This is a genomic window from Mycobacterium sp. NGS54, assembly GCF_059812465.1.
The window spans coordinates 462,394-482,975 of sequence record NZ_JCALCS010000001.1; the positions used below are offsets into that span (position 1 = coordinate 462,394).

19 protein-coding genes are annotated in these 20,582 nt (G+C 69.0%); 9 read left to right on the top strand and 10 right to left on the bottom strand.

From position 1 onward, the window contains the following. Positions 1–4 precede the first annotated feature (4 nt). Together gcl and AC5Y5E_RS02290 are read left to right on the top strand one after the other, a co-directional pair. Entirely contained in the window at positions 5–1,771 is a 1,767-nt protein-coding gene (gene gcl, locus AC5Y5E_RS02285) for a glyoxylate carboligase (RefSeq protein ID WP_499901362.1), read from the top strand. A gap of 90 nt (positions 1,772–1,861) precedes the next feature. Next, entirely contained in the window at positions 1,862–2,632 is a 771-nt protein-coding gene (locus AC5Y5E_RS02290) for an IclR family transcriptional regulator (protein WP_499901363.1), read from the top strand. 3 nt (positions 2,633–2,635) lie between these two features. Here AC5Y5E_RS02290 and AC5Y5E_RS02295 read toward each other — a convergent pair whose 3' ends face one another. The 4 genes from AC5Y5E_RS02295 to AC5Y5E_RS02310 are packed head-to-tail and all read right to left on the bottom strand — an operon-like array spanning position 2,636 to position 5,225. Further along, the gene (locus AC5Y5E_RS02295) at positions 2,636–3,172 is read right to left on the bottom strand and encodes a cupin domain-containing protein (RefSeq protein WP_499901364.1); all 537 of its coding nucleotides are present in this window, start codon (positions 3,170–3,172) and stop codon (positions 2,636–2,638) included. Positions 3,173–3,196: 24 nt separating this feature from the next. Continuing rightward, a complete protein-coding gene (locus AC5Y5E_RS02300) occupies positions 3,197–3,901 on the bottom strand; it encodes a nitroreductase family protein (protein ID WP_499901365.1) in 705 nt (234 codons plus the stop codon). 17 nt (positions 3,902–3,918) lie between these two features. Then, positions 3,919–4,569 (bottom strand): HD domain-containing protein, encoded by a 651-nt coding sequence (locus AC5Y5E_RS02305; protein WP_499901366.1) that lies wholly within the window; start codon positions 4,567–4,569, stop codon positions 3,919–3,921. Positions 4,570–4,574: 5 nt separating this feature from the next. Next, a complete protein-coding gene (locus AC5Y5E_RS02310; protein WP_499901367.1) occupies positions 4,575–5,225 on the bottom strand; it encodes an HD domain-containing protein in 651 nt (216 codons plus the stop codon). A 79-nt stretch (positions 5,226–5,304) separates the two neighbouring features. Here AC5Y5E_RS02310 and AC5Y5E_RS02315 point away from each other — a divergent pair, with 79 nt between their 5' ends. Together AC5Y5E_RS02315 and AC5Y5E_RS02320 are read left to right on the top strand one after the other, a co-directional pair. Continuing rightward, positions 5,305–6,279 (top strand): GlxA family transcriptional regulator, encoded by a 975-nt coding sequence (locus AC5Y5E_RS02315; RefSeq protein WP_499901368.1) that lies wholly within the window; start codon positions 5,305–5,307, stop codon positions 6,277–6,279. Between the two features lie 24 nt (positions 6,280–6,303). After that, positions 6,304–7,326, top strand: a complete 1,023-nt coding sequence (locus AC5Y5E_RS02320) for a TIGR03617 family F420-dependent LLM class oxidoreductase (protein WP_499901369.1) — start codon at positions 6,304–6,306, stop codon at positions 7,324–7,326. Between the two features lie 6 nt (positions 7,327–7,332). Here the strand turns inward: AC5Y5E_RS02320 and AC5Y5E_RS02325 are convergent, their stop codons facing one another. Next, positions 7,333–10,335, bottom strand: a complete 3,003-nt coding sequence (locus AC5Y5E_RS02325; RefSeq protein WP_499901370.1) for a UPF0182 family protein — start codon at positions 10,333–10,335, stop codon at positions 7,333–7,335. A 379-nt stretch (positions 10,336–10,714) separates the two neighbouring features. Continuing rightward, on the bottom strand, positions 10,715–11,746 hold the full coding sequence (locus AC5Y5E_RS02330; protein ID WP_499901371.1) for a YlbL family protein: 1,032 nt from the start codon (positions 11,744–11,746) through the stop codon (positions 10,715–10,717). Between the two features lie 77 nt (positions 11,747–11,823). Between AC5Y5E_RS02330 and AC5Y5E_RS02335 the strand changes: the two genes are divergently transcribed. The 3 genes from AC5Y5E_RS02335 (at position 11,824) to AC5Y5E_RS02345 (ending at position 14,935) form a co-directional block, all read left to right on the top strand. After that, the gene (locus AC5Y5E_RS02335) at positions 11,824–13,182 is read left to right on the top strand and encodes a zinc-dependent metalloprotease (protein WP_499901372.1); all 1,359 of its coding nucleotides are present in this window, start codon (positions 11,824–11,826) and stop codon (positions 13,180–13,182) included. 75 nt (positions 13,183–13,257) lie between these two features. Beyond that, on the top strand, positions 13,258–13,998 hold the full coding sequence (locus AC5Y5E_RS02340; RefSeq protein ID WP_499901373.1) for a C39 family peptidase: 741 nt from the start codon (positions 13,258–13,260) through the stop codon (positions 13,996–13,998). A 67-nt stretch (positions 13,999–14,065) separates the two neighbouring features. Continuing rightward, complete coding sequence (locus AC5Y5E_RS02345; protein WP_499901374.1) at positions 14,066–14,935, top strand: cyclodehydratase; 870 nt, start codon at positions 14,066–14,068, stop codon at positions 14,933–14,935. On the opposite strand, the gene AC5Y5E_RS02350 is transcribed toward AC5Y5E_RS02345, so the two are convergent. Continuing rightward, a complete protein-coding gene (locus AC5Y5E_RS02350) occupies positions 14,932–15,105 on the bottom strand; it encodes a hypothetical protein (RefSeq protein ID WP_499901375.1) in 174 nt (57 codons plus the stop codon). The two genes, AC5Y5E_RS02345 and AC5Y5E_RS02350, sit on opposite strands and share 4 nt — an antisense overlap. A gap of 73 nt (positions 15,106–15,178) precedes the next feature. Between AC5Y5E_RS02350 and AC5Y5E_RS02355 the strand changes: the two genes are divergently transcribed. Further along, entirely contained in the window at positions 15,179–16,522 is a 1,344-nt protein-coding gene (locus AC5Y5E_RS02355; RefSeq protein ID WP_499901376.1) for a macrolide-binding ATPase MABP-1, read from the top strand. A 10-nt stretch (positions 16,523–16,532) separates the two neighbouring features. Here the strand turns inward: AC5Y5E_RS02355 and AC5Y5E_RS02360 are convergent, their stop codons facing one another. Both AC5Y5E_RS02360 and AC5Y5E_RS02365 read right to left on the bottom strand, forming a co-directional pair. Then, complete coding sequence (locus tag AC5Y5E_RS02360; protein WP_499901377.1) at positions 16,533–16,811, bottom strand: WhiB family transcriptional regulator; 279 nt, start codon at positions 16,809–16,811, stop codon at positions 16,533–16,535. A gap of 385 nt (positions 16,812–17,196) precedes the next feature. Then, a complete protein-coding gene (locus AC5Y5E_RS02365; RefSeq protein ID WP_499901851.1) occupies positions 17,197–19,308 on the bottom strand; it encodes an ATP-dependent DNA helicase UvrD2 in 2,112 nt (703 codons plus the stop codon). Between the two features lie 101 nt (positions 19,309–19,409). Between AC5Y5E_RS02365 and mrx1 the strand changes: the two genes are divergently transcribed. After that, positions 19,410–19,652, top strand: coding sequence for a mycoredoxin Mrx1 (gene mrx1 / locus AC5Y5E_RS02370; protein WP_499901378.1), 243 nt, complete (start codon positions 19,410–19,412; stop codon positions 19,650–19,652). Positions 19,653–19,658: 6 nt separating this feature from the next. Here mrx1 and nudC read toward each other — a convergent pair whose 3' ends face one another. Then, on the bottom strand, positions 19,659–20,582 hold the full coding sequence (gene nudC / locus AC5Y5E_RS02375; protein ID WP_499901379.1) for an NAD(+) diphosphatase: 924 nt from the start codon (positions 20,580–20,582) through the stop codon (positions 19,659–19,661).

Sequence of the window (20,582 nt, forward strand, 5' to 3'; positions counted from 1 at the left end):
CGCCATGACGCGGATGCGCACGGTCGACGCGGCCGTCAGGATTCTCGAGATCGAGGGTGCCACACAGGCTTTCGGGCTACCGGGCGCGGCGATCAACCCCTTCTATTCGGCCATGCGCGCCCACGGCGGGATCAGGCACGTGCTGGCCCGCCACGTCGAGGCCGCCAGCCACATGGCCGAGGGGTACACCCGCGCCGCGCCCGGCAACATCGGCGTCTGCGTCGGCACCTCCGGCCCGGCGGGTACCGACATGATCACCGGGTTGTATTCGGCCAGCGCGGATTCCATCCCGATCCTGGCGATCACCGGACAGGCGCCGGTGAACAGGCTGCACAAGGAGGACTTCCAGGCCGTCGACATCGCGTCGATCGCGGCGCCGGTGACCAAGATGGCGATGACGGTGCTGGAGCCCGGGCAGGTGCCCGGCGCGTTCGCCCAGGCGTTTCACCTGATGCGGTCAGGCCGGCCCGGCCCGGTGCTGATCGACCTGCCCATCGACGTGCAACTCGCCGAGATCGACTTCGACCCAACGGCTTACGCCCCGCTGCCCGTATACAAACCGTGTGCCGGCCCCGCGCAGATCAACAAGGCGCTCGACATGCTGCAGACGGCGCGGCGCCCGCTCATCGTCGCCGGCGGGGGCATCATCAACGCCGACGCGTGCGACCTGCTCGTCGAGCTGGCCGAGGTGCTCAACGTCCCCGTCGTGCCCACGCTGATGGGCTGGGGCGCGATCCCCGACGACCATCCCCTGGCCGCCGGCATGGTCGGGCTGCAGACCGCGCATCGCTACGGCAACGCCAGCATGCTCGAGTCCGATTTCGTGCTCGGGATCGGAAACCGCTGGGCTAACCGCCACACCGGCGGGCTGGACACCTACCGGCGCGGCCGTCGCTTCGTGCACATCGACATCGAGCCCACCCAGATCGGCCGCGTGTTCGCGCCCGACCTCGGCATCGTCTCGGACGCCAAAGCGGCGTTGGAGCTGCTGGTGGCGCTCGGGGCGGCGCGGGCCGCCGCCGGCTCGCTGCCGGACTGGAGCGGCTGGGTCGGCGCCTGCCGGCATCGCAAGGAAACCCTGCACCGCAAGACCCACTTCGACGACGTTCCGATCAAGCCGCAGCGCGTGTACGAGGAGATGAACCGCGCGTTCGGCCGCGACGTCCGCTACGTCACGGCGATCGGGCTCTCGCAGATCGCCGGCGGCCAATTCCTGAAAGTGTTCAAACCCCGGCACTGGATCAACTGCGGCCAGGCGGGACCGCTCGGATGGACGGTGCCCGCCGCGCTGGGCGTGGCCGCCGCCGACCCGACCGCCACGGTTGTCGGACTATCGGGTGACTACGACTTCCAATTCCTGATCGAAGAACTCGCCGTCGGCGCGCAATTCAACCTGCCCTACGTCCACGTGGTGGTGAACAATTCCTACCTCGGGCTCATCCGACAGGCCCAGCTGAACTTCGACATGGACTACTGCGTCTCGCTGGCCTTCGACAACATCAACGCACAGGAAACCGGCGACACCGAGCTGCCCAAGGGATACGGCGTCGATCACCGCAGCGTCGTGGAAGGGTTGGGCTGCAAGGCCATTCAGGTGACCGAGCCGTCCGGCATCGGCCCGGCGCTCAGGCGGGCGCAACAACTCGCGCGCGAACACAAGGTCCCGGTCGTGGTCGAGGTGTTCCTGGAGCGGGTCACCAACATCGCGATGGGCACCGAGATCGACAACATCACCGAATACGACGAGCTCGCGACGCTGCCCTCCGACTGACCGGCGGGCTGCTTGCCGCCGGCGCCAATTTCGTGATACGAAAAAGCGCAGGCGGGATGACGGGCCCTCGGGGCTGGATCGGAAGCGGTGATGGCTCGCGAAGCTGCACGTACGGGCGGCGTTCAGTCGGTGGAGCGGGCGTTCGAGCTGCTGGAGATCCTGGCGACCATGGGCGGTACGGGCGCGCTGGGCGACCTCGCGACGCGGGCAGACCTGCCGGCGCCGACGATCCATCGGCTCGCGCGCACCCTGCTGGGCATGGGTTACCTGCGGCAGCTGCCCAACCGGCATTATTCGCTGGGGCCCAAGCTGATCCGGCTCGGCGAGAGCGCGGCGCACCTCGTGGGCACCTGGTCGCGGCCGCACCTGCTCGAGCTGGTGGAGCGCACCGGTGAGACGGCGAACATGGCGCTGATGGACAACGACATGGCCGTCTACGTCGCACAGGTGCCCTCGCCGCACTCGATGCGGATGTTCACCGAGGTGGGCCGCCGCGTCTACCCGCATTGCACCGGCGTCGGCAAGGCGCTGCTCATGCAGCTGCCCAACGACGCGGTTTGCGCCCTGGTGGCACGAACCGGGATGCCCGCCGCGACCGAGAACTCCCACACCACCCCCAAGGAGCTGCTCCGGGACATCGAGCTTTGCCGGTCACGCGGCTACGCCGTCGACGAGGGCGAGCAGGAGGTGGGCGTACGGTGTTTCGCGGTGCCCGTGCCCGACGCGCCGTCGTTGACGGCGATCTCGATCTCCGGCCCCGCGGCGCGCGTGACGCTGAAATCCGCCACCGAGGTCACCCCGCTGCTGAAGCGCGTCGCCCGCGACATCGCCTCGGAGTTCGACAAGGAGGCGGCCGGGTAGGGCTCAGTGCGACGGCGGGTTCAGCCCGTAGCGCCGCCTGATGTCGTCCATCCATTCCGGGTTGCCGTACGTCAGACCGTATTTGTCTGCCAATTCACCGAATTCGGGCAGCGCGTGCAGGACCTTGCCGACGGGGTCGTTCGCGTGCTCGACGAGCAGCTCACCGAGCTCGCGGAAGTAGTTTTCGAATCCGCCGGGGGTGATGATCTCGATGATGCGGCCGGGCTCGCTGCCGGCGTTCCACATCGCGTGCATCTGCCCGCGCGGCTTGGTGATGTATCCACCCGGACCGAGAACCACCTCGCTGTCGTCGGAGCGGAAGCCGATCTCGCCCGCCAGCACGATCGAATGCTCGTCTTCGCGGGTGTGCCGGTGCGCGGCGGTGAGGACGCCGACGGCGAAGGGGTGTTCGACGATGGACACCTCTCCGCCGTTGTTGCGGCTGGACAGCTTGAACACCGCACCGAAACCGGGGAGGGCTACGGAATCGCCCTCACCGGGCTGGACGACCGTGACCGGGATGCCATTCGCCTCGACCATCTGCTCACCCTCCCGTTTTCGGCTTCATCCCACGGCGGCCAGGCCGGTCGTCATGTCGTCTTGAGGCGACCATAGCGGTTGCGGCACCTCGACACCGAACGGCGCGTCCCAGTGGTTCCGAGACGAAACCTCGTGCACGGGGCGACGATTGGCCGCCACACCCCACTTACCCAGTGGGTAGCCGAGGGTCAGCATGGCCGACATCTTCCAGCCCTCCTCGACGGGCACACCCAGCATCTCGTTCACCTTGTCCCGGAAGTTGTTGAGCACCATCGTCATGACGCCGCCGATGCCCTCGGCGCGGGCGGCGAGCAGGGCGCTCCAGATCGCGGGGTAGATGTTGGCGCCGCCGAGATCGTCGATCGCGAACACGAAGAGCAACAGGGGAACTTCGTCGAAGTGGTCGGCCAGGTAGTTGCCGGAGCCCTTGATCCGGCGCATTGTCTCGGCGTGAGCGCTGAGGTCCGCGCCGGGCCCGGGCACGACCATCGGCCCCTGCCCGGTGCGGAACTTCTCGTATTCGAGGGCGCGGGACTGCCGGAACAGCTCGCCGAACTCGTGGATGAGCTTGGGATCGTCGACCGCGAGAAAGTGCCACCGCTGGGTGTTGCCGCCATTGGGCGCCCGGACGGCCGCGTCGAGGATGCGGGCCTGCACGTCCAGGGGGATCGGGTCCGGCCGCAACCGCCGCATCATCCTGGTCGTGTACAGCGCCTCGTGGATCTCCATTTGTCCGCTCCTTTCCGTTATTCGGGCCAGCTGCTGCTGAGAATGAGATCGACCATGTTCCCCCGGTTGAAGGTGGGGTCGAAGTGCGCGAGCACGTCGGCGTTCATCGTCCCGAAGGTCGTGTCGGGTCGATGCTTCATGCCGTCGTTGAAGGCCGCCAGGATGCGGTTCTTGAAGTCGGGACGCGGGTGGGCGGCGGTCACGGCGTCGACAGCCTCCGGGGCCAGGGCCTCGAGCCCGACGCCGACCACGTCGGTCTTGACACCGGCTGCGAGCAAAGCGGTTTCGGGGTCCAGGCGTGCGGGAACTTCGGGCGTCGAGTGCAGGGCGATGCCGAGCCACACCTTGTCGGCGTCGGACTGTCCGACGCCGCGCTCGAGCAGGAAGTCGCGCGCCGCGTCGGCGCCGTCCAGCTCGAAGCGCTGGGTCGAGGCGCCGTAGCGCGCGCTGAGGCCGAGATCGTGGAACATCGCCGCCACGTACAGCAGTTCGGGGTCGGCTTGTAGGCCCAGCCGGAGACCGTGCAGCGCGCCGAATAGGAACACCCGCCGCGAATGGTGGAAGAGCACGTCGTCTTCGGCGCCGCGGATCAAGTCGGTGGCGTCCCGGACGAGCGCGGTGTCGGGCAGGACGATGCCGGCGATGGTCTCGATGGACTGGATTGCCATGATCGCTACTCCGGCCAGGCGTTGTCGAGGATGATGTCGACGAAGTTGTCGCGGACGAACGCCGGGTCGAAGCGCTCCAGCACATCGGCATTGACGGTGCCGAAGGTGCTGTGCGGGCGGTGCTTCATACCGTCGTTGAAGGCGGCGAGGATGCGGCGTTTGAAATCCGGCCGCGGGTGGGCGGCGGTGACCGCGGCGAGCGCTTCTTCAGAGAGGTCGTCGCGGGCGATGCCCAGGACGTCGGTTTCGACACCCGCTGTAACCAGGGCGATTTCGGGCTCGAGGAATTCGGGAATGCCGGGCGTCGTGTGCAGCGCGATGCCCAGCCATACTTTGTTGGCGTCGGCCTTGTCGACGCCACGCTCCAACAGGAAATCGCGCGCCGCGTTGGCGCTGTCCACCTCGAAGCGGAGGGTGGAGGTTCTGTAGCGCTCGGTGAGGCCGAGGTCGTGAAACATCGCCCCGGCGTAGAGCAATTCGAGCTCCGGTTGCAGTCCGCGGCGCCGGCCCTGCAGCGCGCCGAACAGGAACACCCGGCGGGAATGGTCGAAGAGCAGGTCGTCTTCGGCGTCGCGGATGTACTCGGTGATCTCGCGCACCAGCGGGGTGTCCGGTACGACGATGTCTGCGATGGTTTCCATCGGCTGAGTAAACATGCACCCAGTGTGCTGGCGCGAGGGCCCGTCGACCCATGGTGATTCAGCCGTCTTTACCCCAGATTGCGACAATGGGCCCGTGGCGGAAGCCGGTGCAGACCCCCGCGTAGTGGTCATCGTCGTCTTCGACGAGGTGACGATGCTGGACGTCGCGGGGGCGGGCGAGGTCTTCGCCGAGGCCAACCGGTTCGGCGCCGACTATCGGCTCAAGATCGCGTCGGTGGACGGCCGCGACGTGACGACCTCGATCGGCACCCGGCTGGGGGTTACGGACGCGCTGTCGTCGATCGAGTCGGCCGACATCATCATGGTCGCCGGCAGCGACAACCTGCCGCGCCGGGCCATCGATCCCGCGCTGGTCGACGCGGTCAAGTCGGCCGCGGAGCGGACGCGGCGCCTGGCGTCGATTTGCACCGGGTCGTTCATCCTCGCGCAGGCCGGCCTGCTCAACGGCCGGCGCGCCACCACCCACTGGCATGACGCCCGGTTGTTCGCGCGCGCTTTTCCCGACGTCGCCGTCGAGCCGGACGCGCTTTTCGTCCGCGACGGCGACGTCTTCACCTCGGCCGGGGTGTCGTCGGGCATCGACCTGGCGCTCGCGCTGGTCGAAATGGATCACGGCACCGAGCTGGTCCGCGACGTGGCCCGGTGGCTCGTCGTCTATCTCAAGCGGGCGGGCGGTCAATCGCAGTTCTCGACGCTGGTCGAGGCCGAGCCCCCGCCACAGTCCCCGCTGCGCAAGGTCACCGAGGCGATCGCGGCCGCCCCGGCGGCGAACCACAGCGTGAAAATGCTTGCCGCGCAAGCCTCCCTGAGCACGCGGCAGCTCACCCGGCTGTTCCAGTCCGAACTCGGCACGACGCCGGCTCGCTACGTCGAAATGGTGCGCATCGACGCCGCCCGCGCCGCGCTCGACGCCGGCCGCACCGTCGCCGACACGGCCCGCATCGCCGGGTTCGGCAGCCCGGAAACCCTCCGGCGCGTGTTCGTCGACCACCTCGGCGTCTCGCCGAAGGCCTACCGGGACAGATTCCGGACCGCGTCCCGCGGCTAAGTGACGGGAGCATACTGTTCCGCCATGCACATTGACGTGATGGCGATCCCGCAGCCGCTGGACCGGGTCGGCGACCTCGCCCGCCGCACCCACGCCGCCGGGTTCTCCGGCCTGCTGCTCACCGAGACCGGGCGCACGCCCTACCTCAACGCCGCCGTCGCCTCGCAGGCCGCGCCCGGCCTCGAGCTGTCCACCGGGGTCGCGGTCGCCTTCCCGCGCAGCCCCTTCATCACGGCGGCCACCGCGTGGGAGCTTCAAGAGGCGACCGGCGGGAAGTTCCGGCTCGGCCTCGGCACGCAGGTGCGCACGCACGTCGTGCGGCGCTACGGCATGGCCTTCGAACGCCCCGGCCCACGGCTGCGCGACTACGTGCTCGCGGTGAAGGCGTGCTTCACCGCCTTCCGGACGGGCAAGCTCGATCATCACGGCGACTTCTACAGTCTCGACTTCATCAGCCCGCAGTGGAGCGCCGGACCCATCGACGCGCCGGACCCGAAAGTCGATGTGGCGGCGGTCAATCCGTGGATGCTGCGGATGGCGGGCGAGGTGGCCGACGGCGTGCACGTGCACCCGCTCGGGGAGCCGGGCTACCTCACCCGTCACGTCGTGCCCAACCTCGCGGACGGGGCGGCGAAGGCGGGGCGCTCGCCGTCGGACATCGCGGTGATCGTGCCGGTGATGACGATCGTCGGGGACACCGACGAAGAGCGCGACAACGAACGCGAGTCGGTGCGCGCCAGCATGTCTTTCTACGGCAGCACCCCCAACTACGCGTTCATCTGGGACGAGGCCGGGTTCGAGGGGACGACGGCGCGCATTCGCGAGAAGCAGAAGGCAGGGGACTTCGCCGGCATGGCGGCCCAGATCAGCGACGAGCACATCGCCGCCTTCGCCACCGAGTCCACGTGGGACGGCCTGGCCGGCGCGTTGAGAAAGAAATATGGCGGGATCGCCACGCGGTTGGTGCTTTACAACGCTTTTGGAGCCCAGGGCAATCACGAGCGCTTCGAGCGCTACGGCGAGGTCGCCCGCGGACTGCAGGGCTGAGCGCGCTTACTTCGTGGCGTTGTACTTGTTAATCGCGTCGTCCAGCCGCTGCAGCGCCGCACCGTAGGCGGCGAAATCGCCCTTCTTCTGGGCGTCTTTCGCCGCACCGATCGCGGTCTGGATCTCCTGCAGGGCGGCCGCTTTGGCCGGGGACAGCGTGGTCGAGCCGTCCGGGGATGGCGGCACGGCGGTGGGCGGCGGCGGGCCGGGTGGCGCCGAGGGCACCGGCGGGCCGGCGGGCCCGGCCGGGCTGGCCGGCGGGGTCGGGTTCGGGGCCGCGCCGGGCTCGGTGGGCTGTATCCCGGTCGCGGTCGCGCCCGCGCCGGGGCCGAACAACCCGTTGAGGGCGTCACCCACCGTCGGGCCGTATCCGATCTTGTCGTTGTACATCATCGCCACCCGGATCAACCGCGGATACGACGACGCGGCGTCGCTGGCCCCCGGCGAGGCGTAGACGGGTTCGACGTAGAGCAGCCCACCCTGGCCCACCGGCAGCGTGAGCAGGTTGCCCCACCGGATCCGGTTCTGGTTGTCGCGGCCGATCACGCCGAGGTCCTGGGACACCGCCGGGTCGGTGGTGATCGCGTTGTTGGCCAGCTTCGGGCCGTTGACCTGACCCGGGATGGTCAACACCGTGATCCTGCCGTAGGTCGCCGGGTCGGAGCTGGCGCTGATGTAGGCGGCCAGGTAGTCGCGCTTGAACCGGTTCATCGCGCTGATCAACTGGTATGACGCCGAATTATCGTTCTTGGCAATGTTTTTCGCGACGATGTAATAGGGCGGCTGGTAGCTGCTGGCGGTGGGGTTCGGGTCCAGCGGCACGTCCCAGAAATCGGACGTGGAGAAGAACGTCACGGGGTCGTTGACGTGGTACTTGGCCAGCAGCATCCGCTGCACCTTGAACAGGTCCTCGGGATAACGCAGGTGCTCGGAAAGCTCGGGGGTGATGTCGCTCTTGGGTTTGACGGTGCCGGGGAACACCTGCATCCAGGCCTTGAGGACCGGATCGGATTCGTCCTGCTGATACAGCGCGACGGTGCCGTCATAGGCGTCGACGGTGGCCTTCACCGAGTTTCGGATGTAGGAGACCTTCTTGTCGGGCGCCAGGCGGTTGAATGCCACCTCGGTGGAGTCGGCGGTCGCGGACTCCAGAGAAGTCAGTTCCGAGTACGGGTAGTTGTCCAGGGTGGTGTAGCCGTCGATGATCCACACCAGCCGCTTGTTGACGATCGCCGGGTACACGGCGCTGTCGGTCGTCAGCCACGGCGCCACCGCCTCCACCCGGCGGGCGGGATCCCGATTGAACAGGATCTTGCTGTTGGACCCGATCACGTTGGAGAACAAGAAGTTCCGCTCGGCGAACTTGGCCGCGAACACGCTGCGCGAGATCCAGCTGCCGATCGGCACTCCCCCGAGTCCGCTGTAGGTGTAGTTCTTGGTTTCGGCGCTGGTCTCGTAGTCGTATTCGCGGTCGTTGCCGTTCTTTCCGACGATCGCATAGTCGGCGGAGGTATTGGAGATGACGGGCCCGTAGTAGATGCGCGGCTGGTCCAGCGGCGCCGGCCCGTCGGACACCACGCTGCCGTTGGCGCCGACGACGTTGACCAGGAATTCGGGATAGCCACCGTTTTGGTTGGGGTCGTTGGCGATTCCGCGCACCGTGTTGGCCGGCGACGCGATGAAACCGTTGCCGTGGGTGTAGACGCTGTGCCGGTTGATCCAGTCGCGCTGGTTGTCGATCAGCCTGTCCGGGTTGAGTTCCCGGGCCGCGACGACGTAGTCGCGCAACGCCCCGTTGCGGTCGAGGTAGCGGTCGATGGACAGCTGGTCGGGAAAAAAGTAGAAGTTCTTGCCCTGCTGGAACTGCGTGAACGCCGGGCTGACGATCGTGGGGTCGAGCAGCCGGATGTTCGAGGTGGTCGCGCGGTCGGCCGCGACCTGCTGGGCGGTGGCCTGCCCGTCACCGGTGTAGTTGCGGTAGCTCACCTGGTCGGACGTCAGGCCGTAGGCCTGCCGCGTCGCGGTAATGCTGCGGCTGATGTATTCGCTTTCCTTTTGCGCGGCGTTGGGCCGGACGCTGATCTGCTCGACGATCAACGGCCACCCGGCCCCCACGATCAATGACGACAGCAGCAGCAGGACCAGGCCAATGGCCGGAATCCGCAAGTCGCGCAGGACGATTGCCGAGAACACCGCGGCGGCGCAGATCAGGGCGATCGCCATCAGGATCAGCTTGGCCGGCAGCACCGCGTTGATGTCGGTGTAGCCGGCGCCGGTGAACGGCTTGCCGCCGCGGGTGTGCGACAGCAGCTCGTAGCGGTCCAGCCAATAGGCGACGGCTTTGAGCAGCACCAGCACCCCGACCAGGCTCACCAGCTGGATGCGCGCCGAGCGGCTGAGCGCCCCGGTCCGACCGGACAGCCGGATGCCGCCAAAGATGTAGTGCGCCAAGATGTTCGCCAATAACGCCAGGAAGACCGCCACGAACATGTAGCTGAGCAGCAGCCGGTAGAACGGCAGCTCGAAAGCGTAGAAGCCGAGGTCCTTGCCGAACTGGGGATCCCTGATGCCGAAGGTCCCGCCGTGCAGGAACAGCTGGACCCGCACCCAGTAGCTCTGCGCGATGATGCCCGCCAGCAGGCCGACGGCCGCCGGGATTCCGATGCCCACCAGCCGCAGGCGCGACACGACGACCGCGCGGTAGCGCGCCACGGGATCGTTGGTGTTGCTCGGCACGAACACCGGCCGGGCGCGGTAGGCCAACGCGAGCCCGGTGAACACGATGCCGCCCACCAGCAGGCCCGCGACCAGGAACACGACGATGCGGGTGACCAGCACGGTGGTGAACACCGAGCGGTAGCCGAGCTCGCCGAACCACAGCCAGTCGACGTAGGCGTCGATCAGCCGGGGACCGGCCAGCAGCAAAACGATCACACCCAGTGCGATCAGGATCAGAATCCGGCTACGCCGAGTCAGCTTCGGCATCCGTGCGGTGGGCCGCATCCCCACTGGCTACGCTCCCTGATCTTGCTGGTTGCTAGAGATTTTCTAGAACGGTCACAACTCTACGCATTGCTGGACGCCGGGTGTGTTCTGCTTGGGCAGTGGTGGAACAGAGCGGACGCGCCGGGTGAGCACCGGCCCGACAATCGCCAAGGCGGTGTGGACCGACGCGGACTTCGACCAGATGAGCTGGCACGACTGCGCCGTGCACGCCGTCGCGGTCGAGCCGGCGCCGCCTCATCCCGGCCGGTTGCTCGTCGACCTCGATTACCTCGTCGAATGGGTTCGCCCAGTACCTGCGCCGCCCACCCGTTCGCAGCCCGCACCAGCGGCTCTCCGTTTCGGAGAGAGGGGGCCTCGGTTTCGACCGGCGGGGCTACGCGGGCTAGCAGCTCGGGGTCTGACCGCCCGATTTGATGGCGTGCAGCGCGTCCACCGCCTGGCTGAGGTTTTCGACCTTCACCAGGCGCAGGCCGGACGGATTGTCCGAGGTCGCCTCGTAGCAGTTCTTCGCCGGCACCAGGAACACGGTGGCGCCGGCCGCGTGGGCGGCGGCCATCTTGTGCGTGATGCCGCCGATCTGGCCCACCTTGCCGTCGACGGAGATGGTGCCGGTGCCCGCGATGAACGTCGACCCGGCCAAGTCGCCGGTGGTGAGCTTGTCGACCACCGCCAGGCTGAACATCAGCCCGGCCGACGGCCCGCCCACGTTGGCGAGGTTGAAGTCGACGGTGAACGGCGCCCACGGCGCGTCGAGGACCGCCACACCCATGAAGCCGTAGTCACGATCCTTGTTCGTGCCCAACGTGATTTGCGTGGTGCCGATCGGGCCGGACGCGTCGTTCTTGCGGCGATAGTCGATCGTCACCACCTGACCGGGTTTGGTGCCCTTCAAAAATCCGGTGAACTGCTCGACGCTGGCGACCGGGGTGCCGTTGACCGCGTCGATCGCGTCGCCGGACTTCAGCTTGCCCGCCGACGGGCCGGGGTCGGTGACCGTCGCGACGGTGACCGCGGCCGGGTACTTCAAGAACCCCAGCGCGGCATAGGCGGCGCTGTCCTCGGACTGCTTGAAGTCGGCGTTGTTGGCCTTGTCGACGTCCTCGCGCGACTTGCCCGGCGGGTAGACGAGGTCGCGCGGGATCAGCTGTTCCTGGCCGGACAGCCACAGCGTCAGCGCCTCGCCCAGGGACAGGTCGTCGCGCTGGGACACCGTCGTCATGTTGAGGTGGCCCGTCGTCGGGTGCGTCTGGGTGCCTTCGATCGCGACCACCTGCTTGCCGTCGACCTCACCGAGCGTGTCGAACGTCGGGCCCGGACCCAGGGACACAAACGGCACCGTCACCACCGCGAGCAGCACGCCGAAGGCCACGATCGGCACCAGCGCGACGATCAACGTGAGAATCCGCCTGTTCACGGGCTTACCCTATCCGGCGCCCGCTCGGCCTCGTTCAGCTACGAGCGTGACCACAGATGGCGCGTCGGGTGCCCGCGGTGAGTACCGTTGACGTTATGCCTGACCTGCCATTCGGCTTTTCCTCCGGCGACGACCCGGAGCGGGAGAAGAAAGATCCCGGTTCCGGCTCGGGAGGATCCGACCCGTTGGGCGCCTTCGGCCTGGGCGGCGAGTTCGGCATGGGCGACCTCGGGCAGATCTTCACCCAGCTGGGCCAGATGTTTTCCAGCGCGGGCACCGTGATGGCCGGCGGCAAGGCGTCGGGCCCGGTCAACTACGAATTGGCGCGCCGGGTCGCGTCGAGCTCGATCGGCTTCGTCGCGCCCATTCCCGCCTCCACGACCAACGCCATCGCCGACGCGGTCCACCTCGCCGAAACCTGGCTGGACGGGGCGACGGCGCTGCCCGCGGGCACGTCGAAGGCGGTGGGCTGGAGCCCCGGCGACTGGGTCGACAACACGCTGGAGACCTGGAAGCGGCTGTGCGACCCGATGGCCGAACAGATCGCCACGGTGTGGGCGTCGTCCCTGCCCGAAGAGGCCAAGAGCATGGCCGGCCCGCTGATGGCGATGATGTCGCAGATGGGCGGCATGGCGTTCGGCTCGCAACTCGGCCAGGCGCTGGGACGGTTGTCCCGCGAGGTGCTGACCTCGACCGACATCGGCCTGCCGCTCGGCCCCAAGGGGGTGGCCGCGATCATGCCGGACGCCGTCGACTCCTTCGCCTCCGGACTCGAGCAGCCGCGCAGCGAGATCCTGACCTTTCTGGCCGCCCGCGAGGCGGCGCACCACCGGCTGTTCAGCCACGTGCCCTGGCTGTCCAGCCAGTTGCTGGGCGCGGTCGAGGCCTACGCCAGCGGCATGAAGATCGACATGTCCGGCATCGAGGAGCTGGCGCGCGACTTCAATCCCGCGTCGCTGTCCGATCCGGCGGCCATCGAGGAGTTGCTCGGTCAGGGCGTCTTCGAGCCGAAGGCCACGCCGGCGCAGAAGCAGGCCCTGGAGCGGCTCGAGACGCTGCTGGCGTTGATCGACGGCTGGGTGCAGGTGGTGGTCACCGCCGCCCTGGGCGACCGGATCCCGGGCACCGCCGCGCTCAGCGAGACGCTGCGCCGCCGCCGGGCCAGCGGCGGACCGGCCGAGCAGACGTTCGCGACGCTGGTCGGCCTCGAGCTGCGCCCGCGCAAGCTGCGCGAGGCCGCCGCGCTGTGGGAGCGGCTCACGGAGGCCGCCGGGGCCGACGCGCGCGACGCCGTCTGGCAACACCCCGACCTGCTGCCCGGGGCCGAGGACCTCGACGAGCCGGCCGGCTTCATCGACCGGGTCATCGGCGGCGACACCAGTGGCATCGACGAGGCCATCGCGAAGCTCGAGGATCCCGACTCCACCGATAGCTGATCGGCTCGCGGCCGTTTGCTGGCGGTGCTACGTTGCAGTCCTGTCGATCGTCGGGCCGACTCTTTGCGAGCGAACATGATCAGGATTGCCACCGCGGTGCGCGCTGCCCTGGCGGCCGCCTGCATCGGTGTGGCCGGCGTTTGCCTGGTGTCTGCGTGCAGCCCCGCCCCGGCGTCGACGCGCGCGGCGACACCGTCGGCCATCACGACCGCCTTAGGCAGCGCGCCGGCGACGGCGCGGGCGAGCGCCGACGGCGTGTACGGCGATCCGGATGCGGCGGCCAAGTATTGGGTGCAGCAGTCGCTGGAGGACACCTGCGGGCTGGCGTCGGTGGCCGACGTGGTCGGTGAGGTCAAGGGCAACGCCCCGACCGAGACGCAGATCATCAAGCTGGCCCAGAACACACCCTCGGTGATCCGCGACGGCCCGATCTACCTTCCCACCGGCGACCCCGGGCACGAGACGGACAAGGGCGGCATCGACATGGCCGACACCGTCGCGCTGCTCGAGCACTACGGCATCAAATCGCAGATGATCTACGACACCGAACCCGACAAGACCGGGCTGCCGGCACTGGAGCAGTACCTCGGCGCCGGCCGCAAGGTGATCGCGTGGGTCAACGGCGGAACCATCCTGGACAGCGACGACCAGCGCAGCGCGCCCGACCACTTGCTCGTCGTCACCGGGATCGACACCAACAACGAGACCGTGCACCTCAACGATCCCTACGCCGATCACGCCAACACGAAGGTCAGCATCAAACGCTTCATGACGGCCTGGAAGGTCGGGCAGAAATCGATCGTCGTCACCGGGTGACGGTGCGGGCGCGGCGCTGTGGATAACCGAGCGCGGCGCGGCCGTCGGCCTGGCACAGTCTGGGTCCATGGCTCAGGCTTTGTCCAAGGCCCCCCTTTCGCTGTATGCGCTGGACCCGGCGCTGCCGGTGCTGCTGCGGCCCGACGGCGCGGTGCAGGTTGGCTGGGATCCGCGCCGGGCCGTGCTGGTCCGGCCGCCGTGCGGCCTGGCCGCCGCCGAGCTGGCCGCTTTGCTGCGGTCCATGCGGTCACCGACGCCGCTGCCCGAGCTGCGGCGCCAGGCCGTCGACCGTGGCCTGCGGGATTGTGACGGCCTGACACACCTCGTGGCGCAGCTGGTGGGCGCGGGCGTCGCGACCGAATGCCGTCGCACCCGGGGGCGGGCGGCGTCGATCCGCATCCATGGCCGCGGGCCGCTGTCCGAGCTGCTCGTGGAATCGCTGCGCTGCTCCGGGGCCCGCGTCGCGCACAGCAGCCAGCCGCACGCCGCCGTGTCCCCCGACGCCGTCGACCTGGTGGTGCTGTCGGACTACCTGGTCGCCGACCCGCGCATGGTGCGCGAGCTGCACGCCCGCGGCGTGCCGCACCTTCCCGTTCGCGTGCGAGACGGCACCGGCCTGGTGGGCCCGCTGGTCATCCCCGGCGTGACCAGCTGCCTGGGGTGTGCCGACCTGCACCGCAGCGACCGCGACGCCGCGTGGCCGGCCATCGCCGCCCAGCTGCGCGACACCGTCGGCGTGGCCGACCGGGCCACCCTGCTGGCGACCGCGGCCCTAGCCCTCAGCCAGGTGAACCGCGTCATCGCGGCGGTACGCGGCCAGCAGGCGGTGCCCGACCCGGCGCCGCCGCCCGCGCTGAACGCCACGCTGGAGTTCGACCTGGGGGCCGGGTCGATCGTCGCGCGTCAGTGGACCAAGCATCCACTGTGCTCGTGCTAGCCGAGCCGCCCCTGCTCCGGGACGCACGTCGAGACCGAGGCGTACGCCCTGGCCAGTTCCTCCAGCACCGGCGCCGTCAGGGTGCCGTCGTTCCGGTTCTTGTCCAGCGTTTCGATGATCGCCCGATACAGCGCGTCGGCGGCGTCGTGCTGGGCTTGCTTTGCTGCCATGGCTTTGTCTCCTCGTCTCCCAAGTGCAAAGACAACCTATGGTCCGGATCACGGGTCCCGCGCGCCGACCGTCGTGGATGATGGATACGTGGCAGACATCAAACGCGGCCGCGCTGCGCGCAACGCGAAGCTGGCCAGCATCCCCGTCGGCTTCGCCGGCCGGGCGGCCCTCGGCTTCGGCAAGCGGCTGACGGGCAAGTCCAAGGACGAAGTCCAGGCCGAGATGCTCGAGAAGGCCGCCAACCAGTTGTTCACCGTGCTGGGTGAGCTCAAGGGCGGGGCGATGAAGGTCGGCCAGGCCCTGTCGGTGATGGAGGCCGCTATCCCCGAGGAGTATGGCGAGCCGTACCGCGAAGCGCTGACCAAGCTGCAGAAGGACGCCCCGCCGCTGCCCGCCGCCAAGGTGCACCGGGTGCTGGACGCCCAGCTGGGCACCAAGTGGCGGGATCGGTTCAGCTCGTTCGACGACACCCCGATCGCCTCGGCCAGCATCGGCCAGGTGCACAGGGCGGTGTGGTCGGACGGCCGCGACGTCGCCGTCAAGATCCAGTACCCGGGCGCGGACGAGGCGCTGCGCGCCGACCTCAAGACCATGCAGCGGATGGTCGGCGTCGTCAAACAGCTCTCGCCGGGCGCGGACGTCCAGGGCGTGGTCGACGAGCTGATCCAGCGCACCGAGATGGAACTCGACTACCGGCTGGAGGCCGACAACCAGCGCAAGTTCGCCAAGGCGTATCACGAAAGCCCGCACTTCCTGGTGCCGCACGTGGTGGCCAGCGCCCCCAAGGTGGTGGTCCAGGAGTGGATCGAGGGGATCCACATGGCGGAGATCATCCGCACCGGGACCCGCGAGGAGCGCGACCTGATCGGCACCCGGCTGCTGGAGCTCACCTTCGACGCGCCGCGCCGGCTGGGGATGCTGCACGGCGACGCCCACCCCGGGAATTTCATGCTGATGCCCGACGGCCGGATGGGCGTCATCGACTTCGGTGCGGTCGCGCCGCTGCCGGGTGGGTATCCCGTCGAGCTCGGCATGACGATCCGGTTGGCGCGCGACAAGAACTACGACCTGCTGTTGCCGACGATGGAGAAGGTCGGTTTCATCCAGAAGGGCCAGCAGGTGTCGGTCCGCGACATCGACGAAATGCTGCGCCAGTACGTCGAACCCATCCAGGTCGACGTCTTCCACTACACCCGTAAGTGGCTGCAGAGGATGACCCTGGTCCAGATGGACCGGTCGGTGTCGCAGATCAAGACCGCCCGGCAGATGGACCTGCCGCCCAAGCTGGCGATACCGATGCGCGTTATCGCGTCGGTCGCCGCGATCCTCTGCCAGCTGGACGCGCACGTGCCGATCAAGGCGCTGTCGGAGGAACTGATCCCCGGTTTCGCCGAGCCCGACACCGCCGTCGTCTAGCGCTCTATTCCTAGGCCGCGACTTCGTCTTCGCGGCCTTTGCGCGGCCGGCCGCGGGGTCGTTTGCGGCTGACGATCGATCCGCGCTCGAGGATCTCGCCGCCCCACACGCCCCAAGGCTCGGCGCGTTCCAGCGCCGCCGTCAGGCACTGGCGGCGGACCGGGCAGCCCGCACACAGCGTCTTGGCGCGCTCGAGGTCGGCCGGGGCCTCGGCGAACCACAGGTCGGGATCGTCGACGTGACAAGGCAATTCCGGCAGCGTCGGTCTTCGGACTGGCAGTGCCGACATGTCCTGCTCACCTGCTTCCTGGTCGGGTTTTCCTTCGTGGTGATCCGGACCAGGCTGGGAGGCTTCCCAGATAACTGTGGCCACGGATCCTTTTGACTTCGGGTCCGTGGCCATCTGGGCAAAACCGGGCTAGTTAGGTATGACCCCGATTCACGGACGCGTCGGTCGCGGCGGCGACACGGTGCTTAACCGCTGCCGCCGACAAGGCGGCGTGGGAGGCATGGGAGGTAGCCGCGGGGAACACCGCGGCGGCCACGCATACACCAAACGCGTTGGTGATCATCGTGGCGAACCTCCTCTCGGCTGGCAGCAGTCTGCGGTTTCGAGGGTAAATGCTAGCGGCCGCCGCTCACAACTTATTTTCTGACCTGGGCTTTCGGCGCGCTCAGCGGGCCTGGCGGACCAGCTCGAGCACGTCGGGCCCGTACTGTTCGAGCTTTCGCGCGCCGATGCCCGGGATCGCGATGAGCGCCGCCTCGTCGTCGGGGAGCAGCTCGGCGATCGCGATCAGGGTGTTGTCGCTGAACACGATGTACGGCGGCATCTTCTGTTCGGTGGCGATGTTCAGGCGCCACGCCTTGAGCTTGAGCAGCAAGTCCTCGTTGACGTCGCCGGCGCACGTCGTGCAGCGGCGCAGCATGATGGCCGCCGGGGTGGTCAGGTTGTTGTTGCAGATCCGGCAGCGCGTCGCGGCCCCGCGGTTGCGCCGGGACCTGGCCGGCGCGGCGTCGGCGCGCGTCTGCGGCGCGATGCCGTTGAGGAACCGGGACGGCTTACGGCTCTGCCGTCCGCCGGGGCTGCGGGCCAGCGCCCAACTGAGCGCCAAATGTATTCGCGCCCTGGTGATTCCGACGTAGAGCAGCCGACGCTCCTCCTCGACGGCCTCGCTCTCGGGGCCGTGCGCCAGCGCGTGCGAGATGGGCAGCGTGCCGTCGGCCAGCCCGACCAGAAACACCGCGTCCCACTCGAGTCCCTTCGCGGCGTGCAGCGAGGCCAACGTGACGCCCTGGACCACCGGCGGGTGGCGCGAGTCGGCGCGCATCCGCAGCTCGGCCAGCAGCCCGGGCAGGTCGAGCTGCGGGCGCTGCGCCACCTCGTCGTCGACCAGCTCGGCCAGCCCGGCCAGCGCCTCCCAGCGGTCCCGGGCCCGGGTGCCGGTCGGCTCCTCGGGCGTCAGGCCCAACGGCTCCAGGACCGCGCGCACGACGTCGGGCAACGGGGCTTGCGGGTCCGCGTCGCCCCGGTCGGCCGCGCGCTGCAGCGCCAGCAGCGCCTGCTTGATCTCCTGACGGTTGAAAAACCCCTCGCCGCCGCGGATCTGGTAGGTGATGCCGGCCTCGGTCAGGGCCTCCTCGTAGACCTCGGATTGCGCGTTGACCCGGTAGAGCACCGCGATTTCCGATGGCGCGGTGCCGGATTCGATCAGCCGGGCGATCGACTTGGCGACCGCGGCGGCCTCGACGGTTTCGTCGGGGTGCTCGTGAAACGTCGGCGCGGGGCCGGGCGGGCGCTGGCCGGACAGCTGCAGCTTGCTGCCGGCGACGCGGCCGCGCGCGGCGGCGATCACCTGATTGGCCAGCGACACCACCTGCGGGGTGGAGCGGTAGTCGCGTTCCAGGCGCACCACCGTGGCTTCCGGGAATCGCCGGGAGAAGTCGAGCAGGAACCGCGGGGTGGCCCCGGTGAACGAGTAGATGGTCTGGTTGGCGTCGCCGACGACGGTCAGGTCGTCGCGGTCGCCCAGCCAGGCCGCTAGCACGCGCTGCTGCAGCGGGGTGACGTCCTGGTACTCGTCGACGACGAAGCAGCGGTAGCGGCCGCGGAACTCGTCGGCCACGGCCGCGTCGTTCTCGATGGCGGCCGCCGTGTGCAGCAGCAGGTCGTCGAAGTCCAGCAGCGTCACCGACTCGTCGCGCACCTTCAGCGCCTCGTAGGCGGTGTAGACGGCGGCGATCTGCTTGGCGTCCATCGGGACGTCGCGGCCGGCGTCGGCGACGGCGGGCGCGTACTCCTCGGGGCCGATCAGCGACGCCTTGGCCCACTCGATCTCCCCGGCGAGGTCGCGCACGTCGTCGGTGCTGACGTTCATCCGGCACCGGCTGGCCGCGCGGGCGACGACCGCGAACTTGCTGTCGAGCAGCTGCCAGCCCGTGTCGCCGACGACCCGCGGCCAGAAGTACCGCAGCTGGCGGTGCGCGGCCGCGTGAAAGGTCAGCGCCTGCACGGCGCCGACGCCGGGACCCGCGTGGCCGGCGTTGGCGAGCGCGCGCAACCGCGAGCGCATCTCCCCCGCCGCCCGCTGGGTGAACGTGACCGCGAGGACCTGGCCGGCCGCGACGTGGCCGCCCGCGACGAGCTGGGCGATCCGGTGCGTGATGGTGCGGGTCTTGCCCGTTCCGGCGCCGGCGAGCACGCAGACCGGCCCGCGGGGCGCCAGCACGGCCTCGCGCTGCTCATCGTCCAGCTCCGCGGTCAACGGATCGGCGAGCATCGGCATGGCGTCCATCTTGTCAGCGATGTCCGACAAACCGGGCGCATCGCCACGCGTGAAACGCGTCGCTTCGGAATTCATCGTCGACGCGCTACGTTAATGCGGCTATGTCCATCACCGTGTACTCGACGTCCTGGTGTGGTTATTGTCACCGGCTCAAGACGGCGCTGCGCTCCGACGGCATCTCCTACGACGAGGTTGACATCGAACAGGACCCGGCCGCCGCGCAATTCGTCAGCTCGGTCAACGGCGGCAACCGGACCGTTCCGACGGTGAAGTTCGCCGACGGGTCCACGCTGACCAACCCGAGCGCGGCCCAGGTCAAGGCGAAGCTGGCCGAGGCCGGCTGACGGGGCTCAGTCGAGCACGGCCCAGGATTCGATGATCACCCGGGCGATCGAAATCGAGCCGGGCAATAGGAGTTTCGAATCCGAGGCGCTGCTCCAGTCGCCGACGGCAAGCGCGGCGCGCACCTCGTCGCGGGTGAACCACTGCGCCTCTGCGATCTCGCCGTCGTTGAACGAGAACTCCTCGCTCGGGTCGCCCACAGCGTGGAAGCCGACCATCAGCGAGCGCGGGAACGGCCAGGGCTGGCTGCCCAGGTAGCGCACGTCGCGCACGGTCAGGCCGATTTCCTCGCGGATCTCGCGGGCGACGCACACCTCGAACGATTCACCGGCCTCGACGAACCCGGCCAGCAGCGAGAACATCCGCTCGGGCCACACCGCCTGGCGGGCCAGCACCGCGCGGTCGCCGCCGTCGTGGACCAGGCAGATCACCGCCGGGTCGATGCGCGGGAACTCCTCGTGGCCGGTGACCGGGTCGACGCGTGCCCAGCCGCCCCGGGCGGGTCGCGTCGGTGAGCCGTCCACAGAGCTGAATCGCGCGCTGTCATGCCAATTCAGCAGCGCGATGGCCGACGACACCAGCTGGCTGCTGGTGTCATCGAAGATCGGGCCGAGGCTGCGCAGGTTCAGCACTTCGGTTTTCACGTCGGGGTCCTCGGGCGCCTGCAGCGCGCCGCGGACGGCCCAGACGTGGCGGCCGCCCTCGATGCGGCCCAGGAACACCGCGTCGGGCGGCGGTTTGTCGGCCAGCGCGGCCGCGGCGCCGAGCACCACCCGGCCGTCGGCGACCAACACCTGGTTGCGCGAATCCACCCGCAGGAGCGCCGCATCCGCCCATCCGGCGGTCGCCGCCTCGACGTCGGTGCGCAGCTGGTCGGCCCGGTCGGCGCCGACGCGCGACAGCAGCGGAACGCTCTGCAGCTGGAAGTCCAC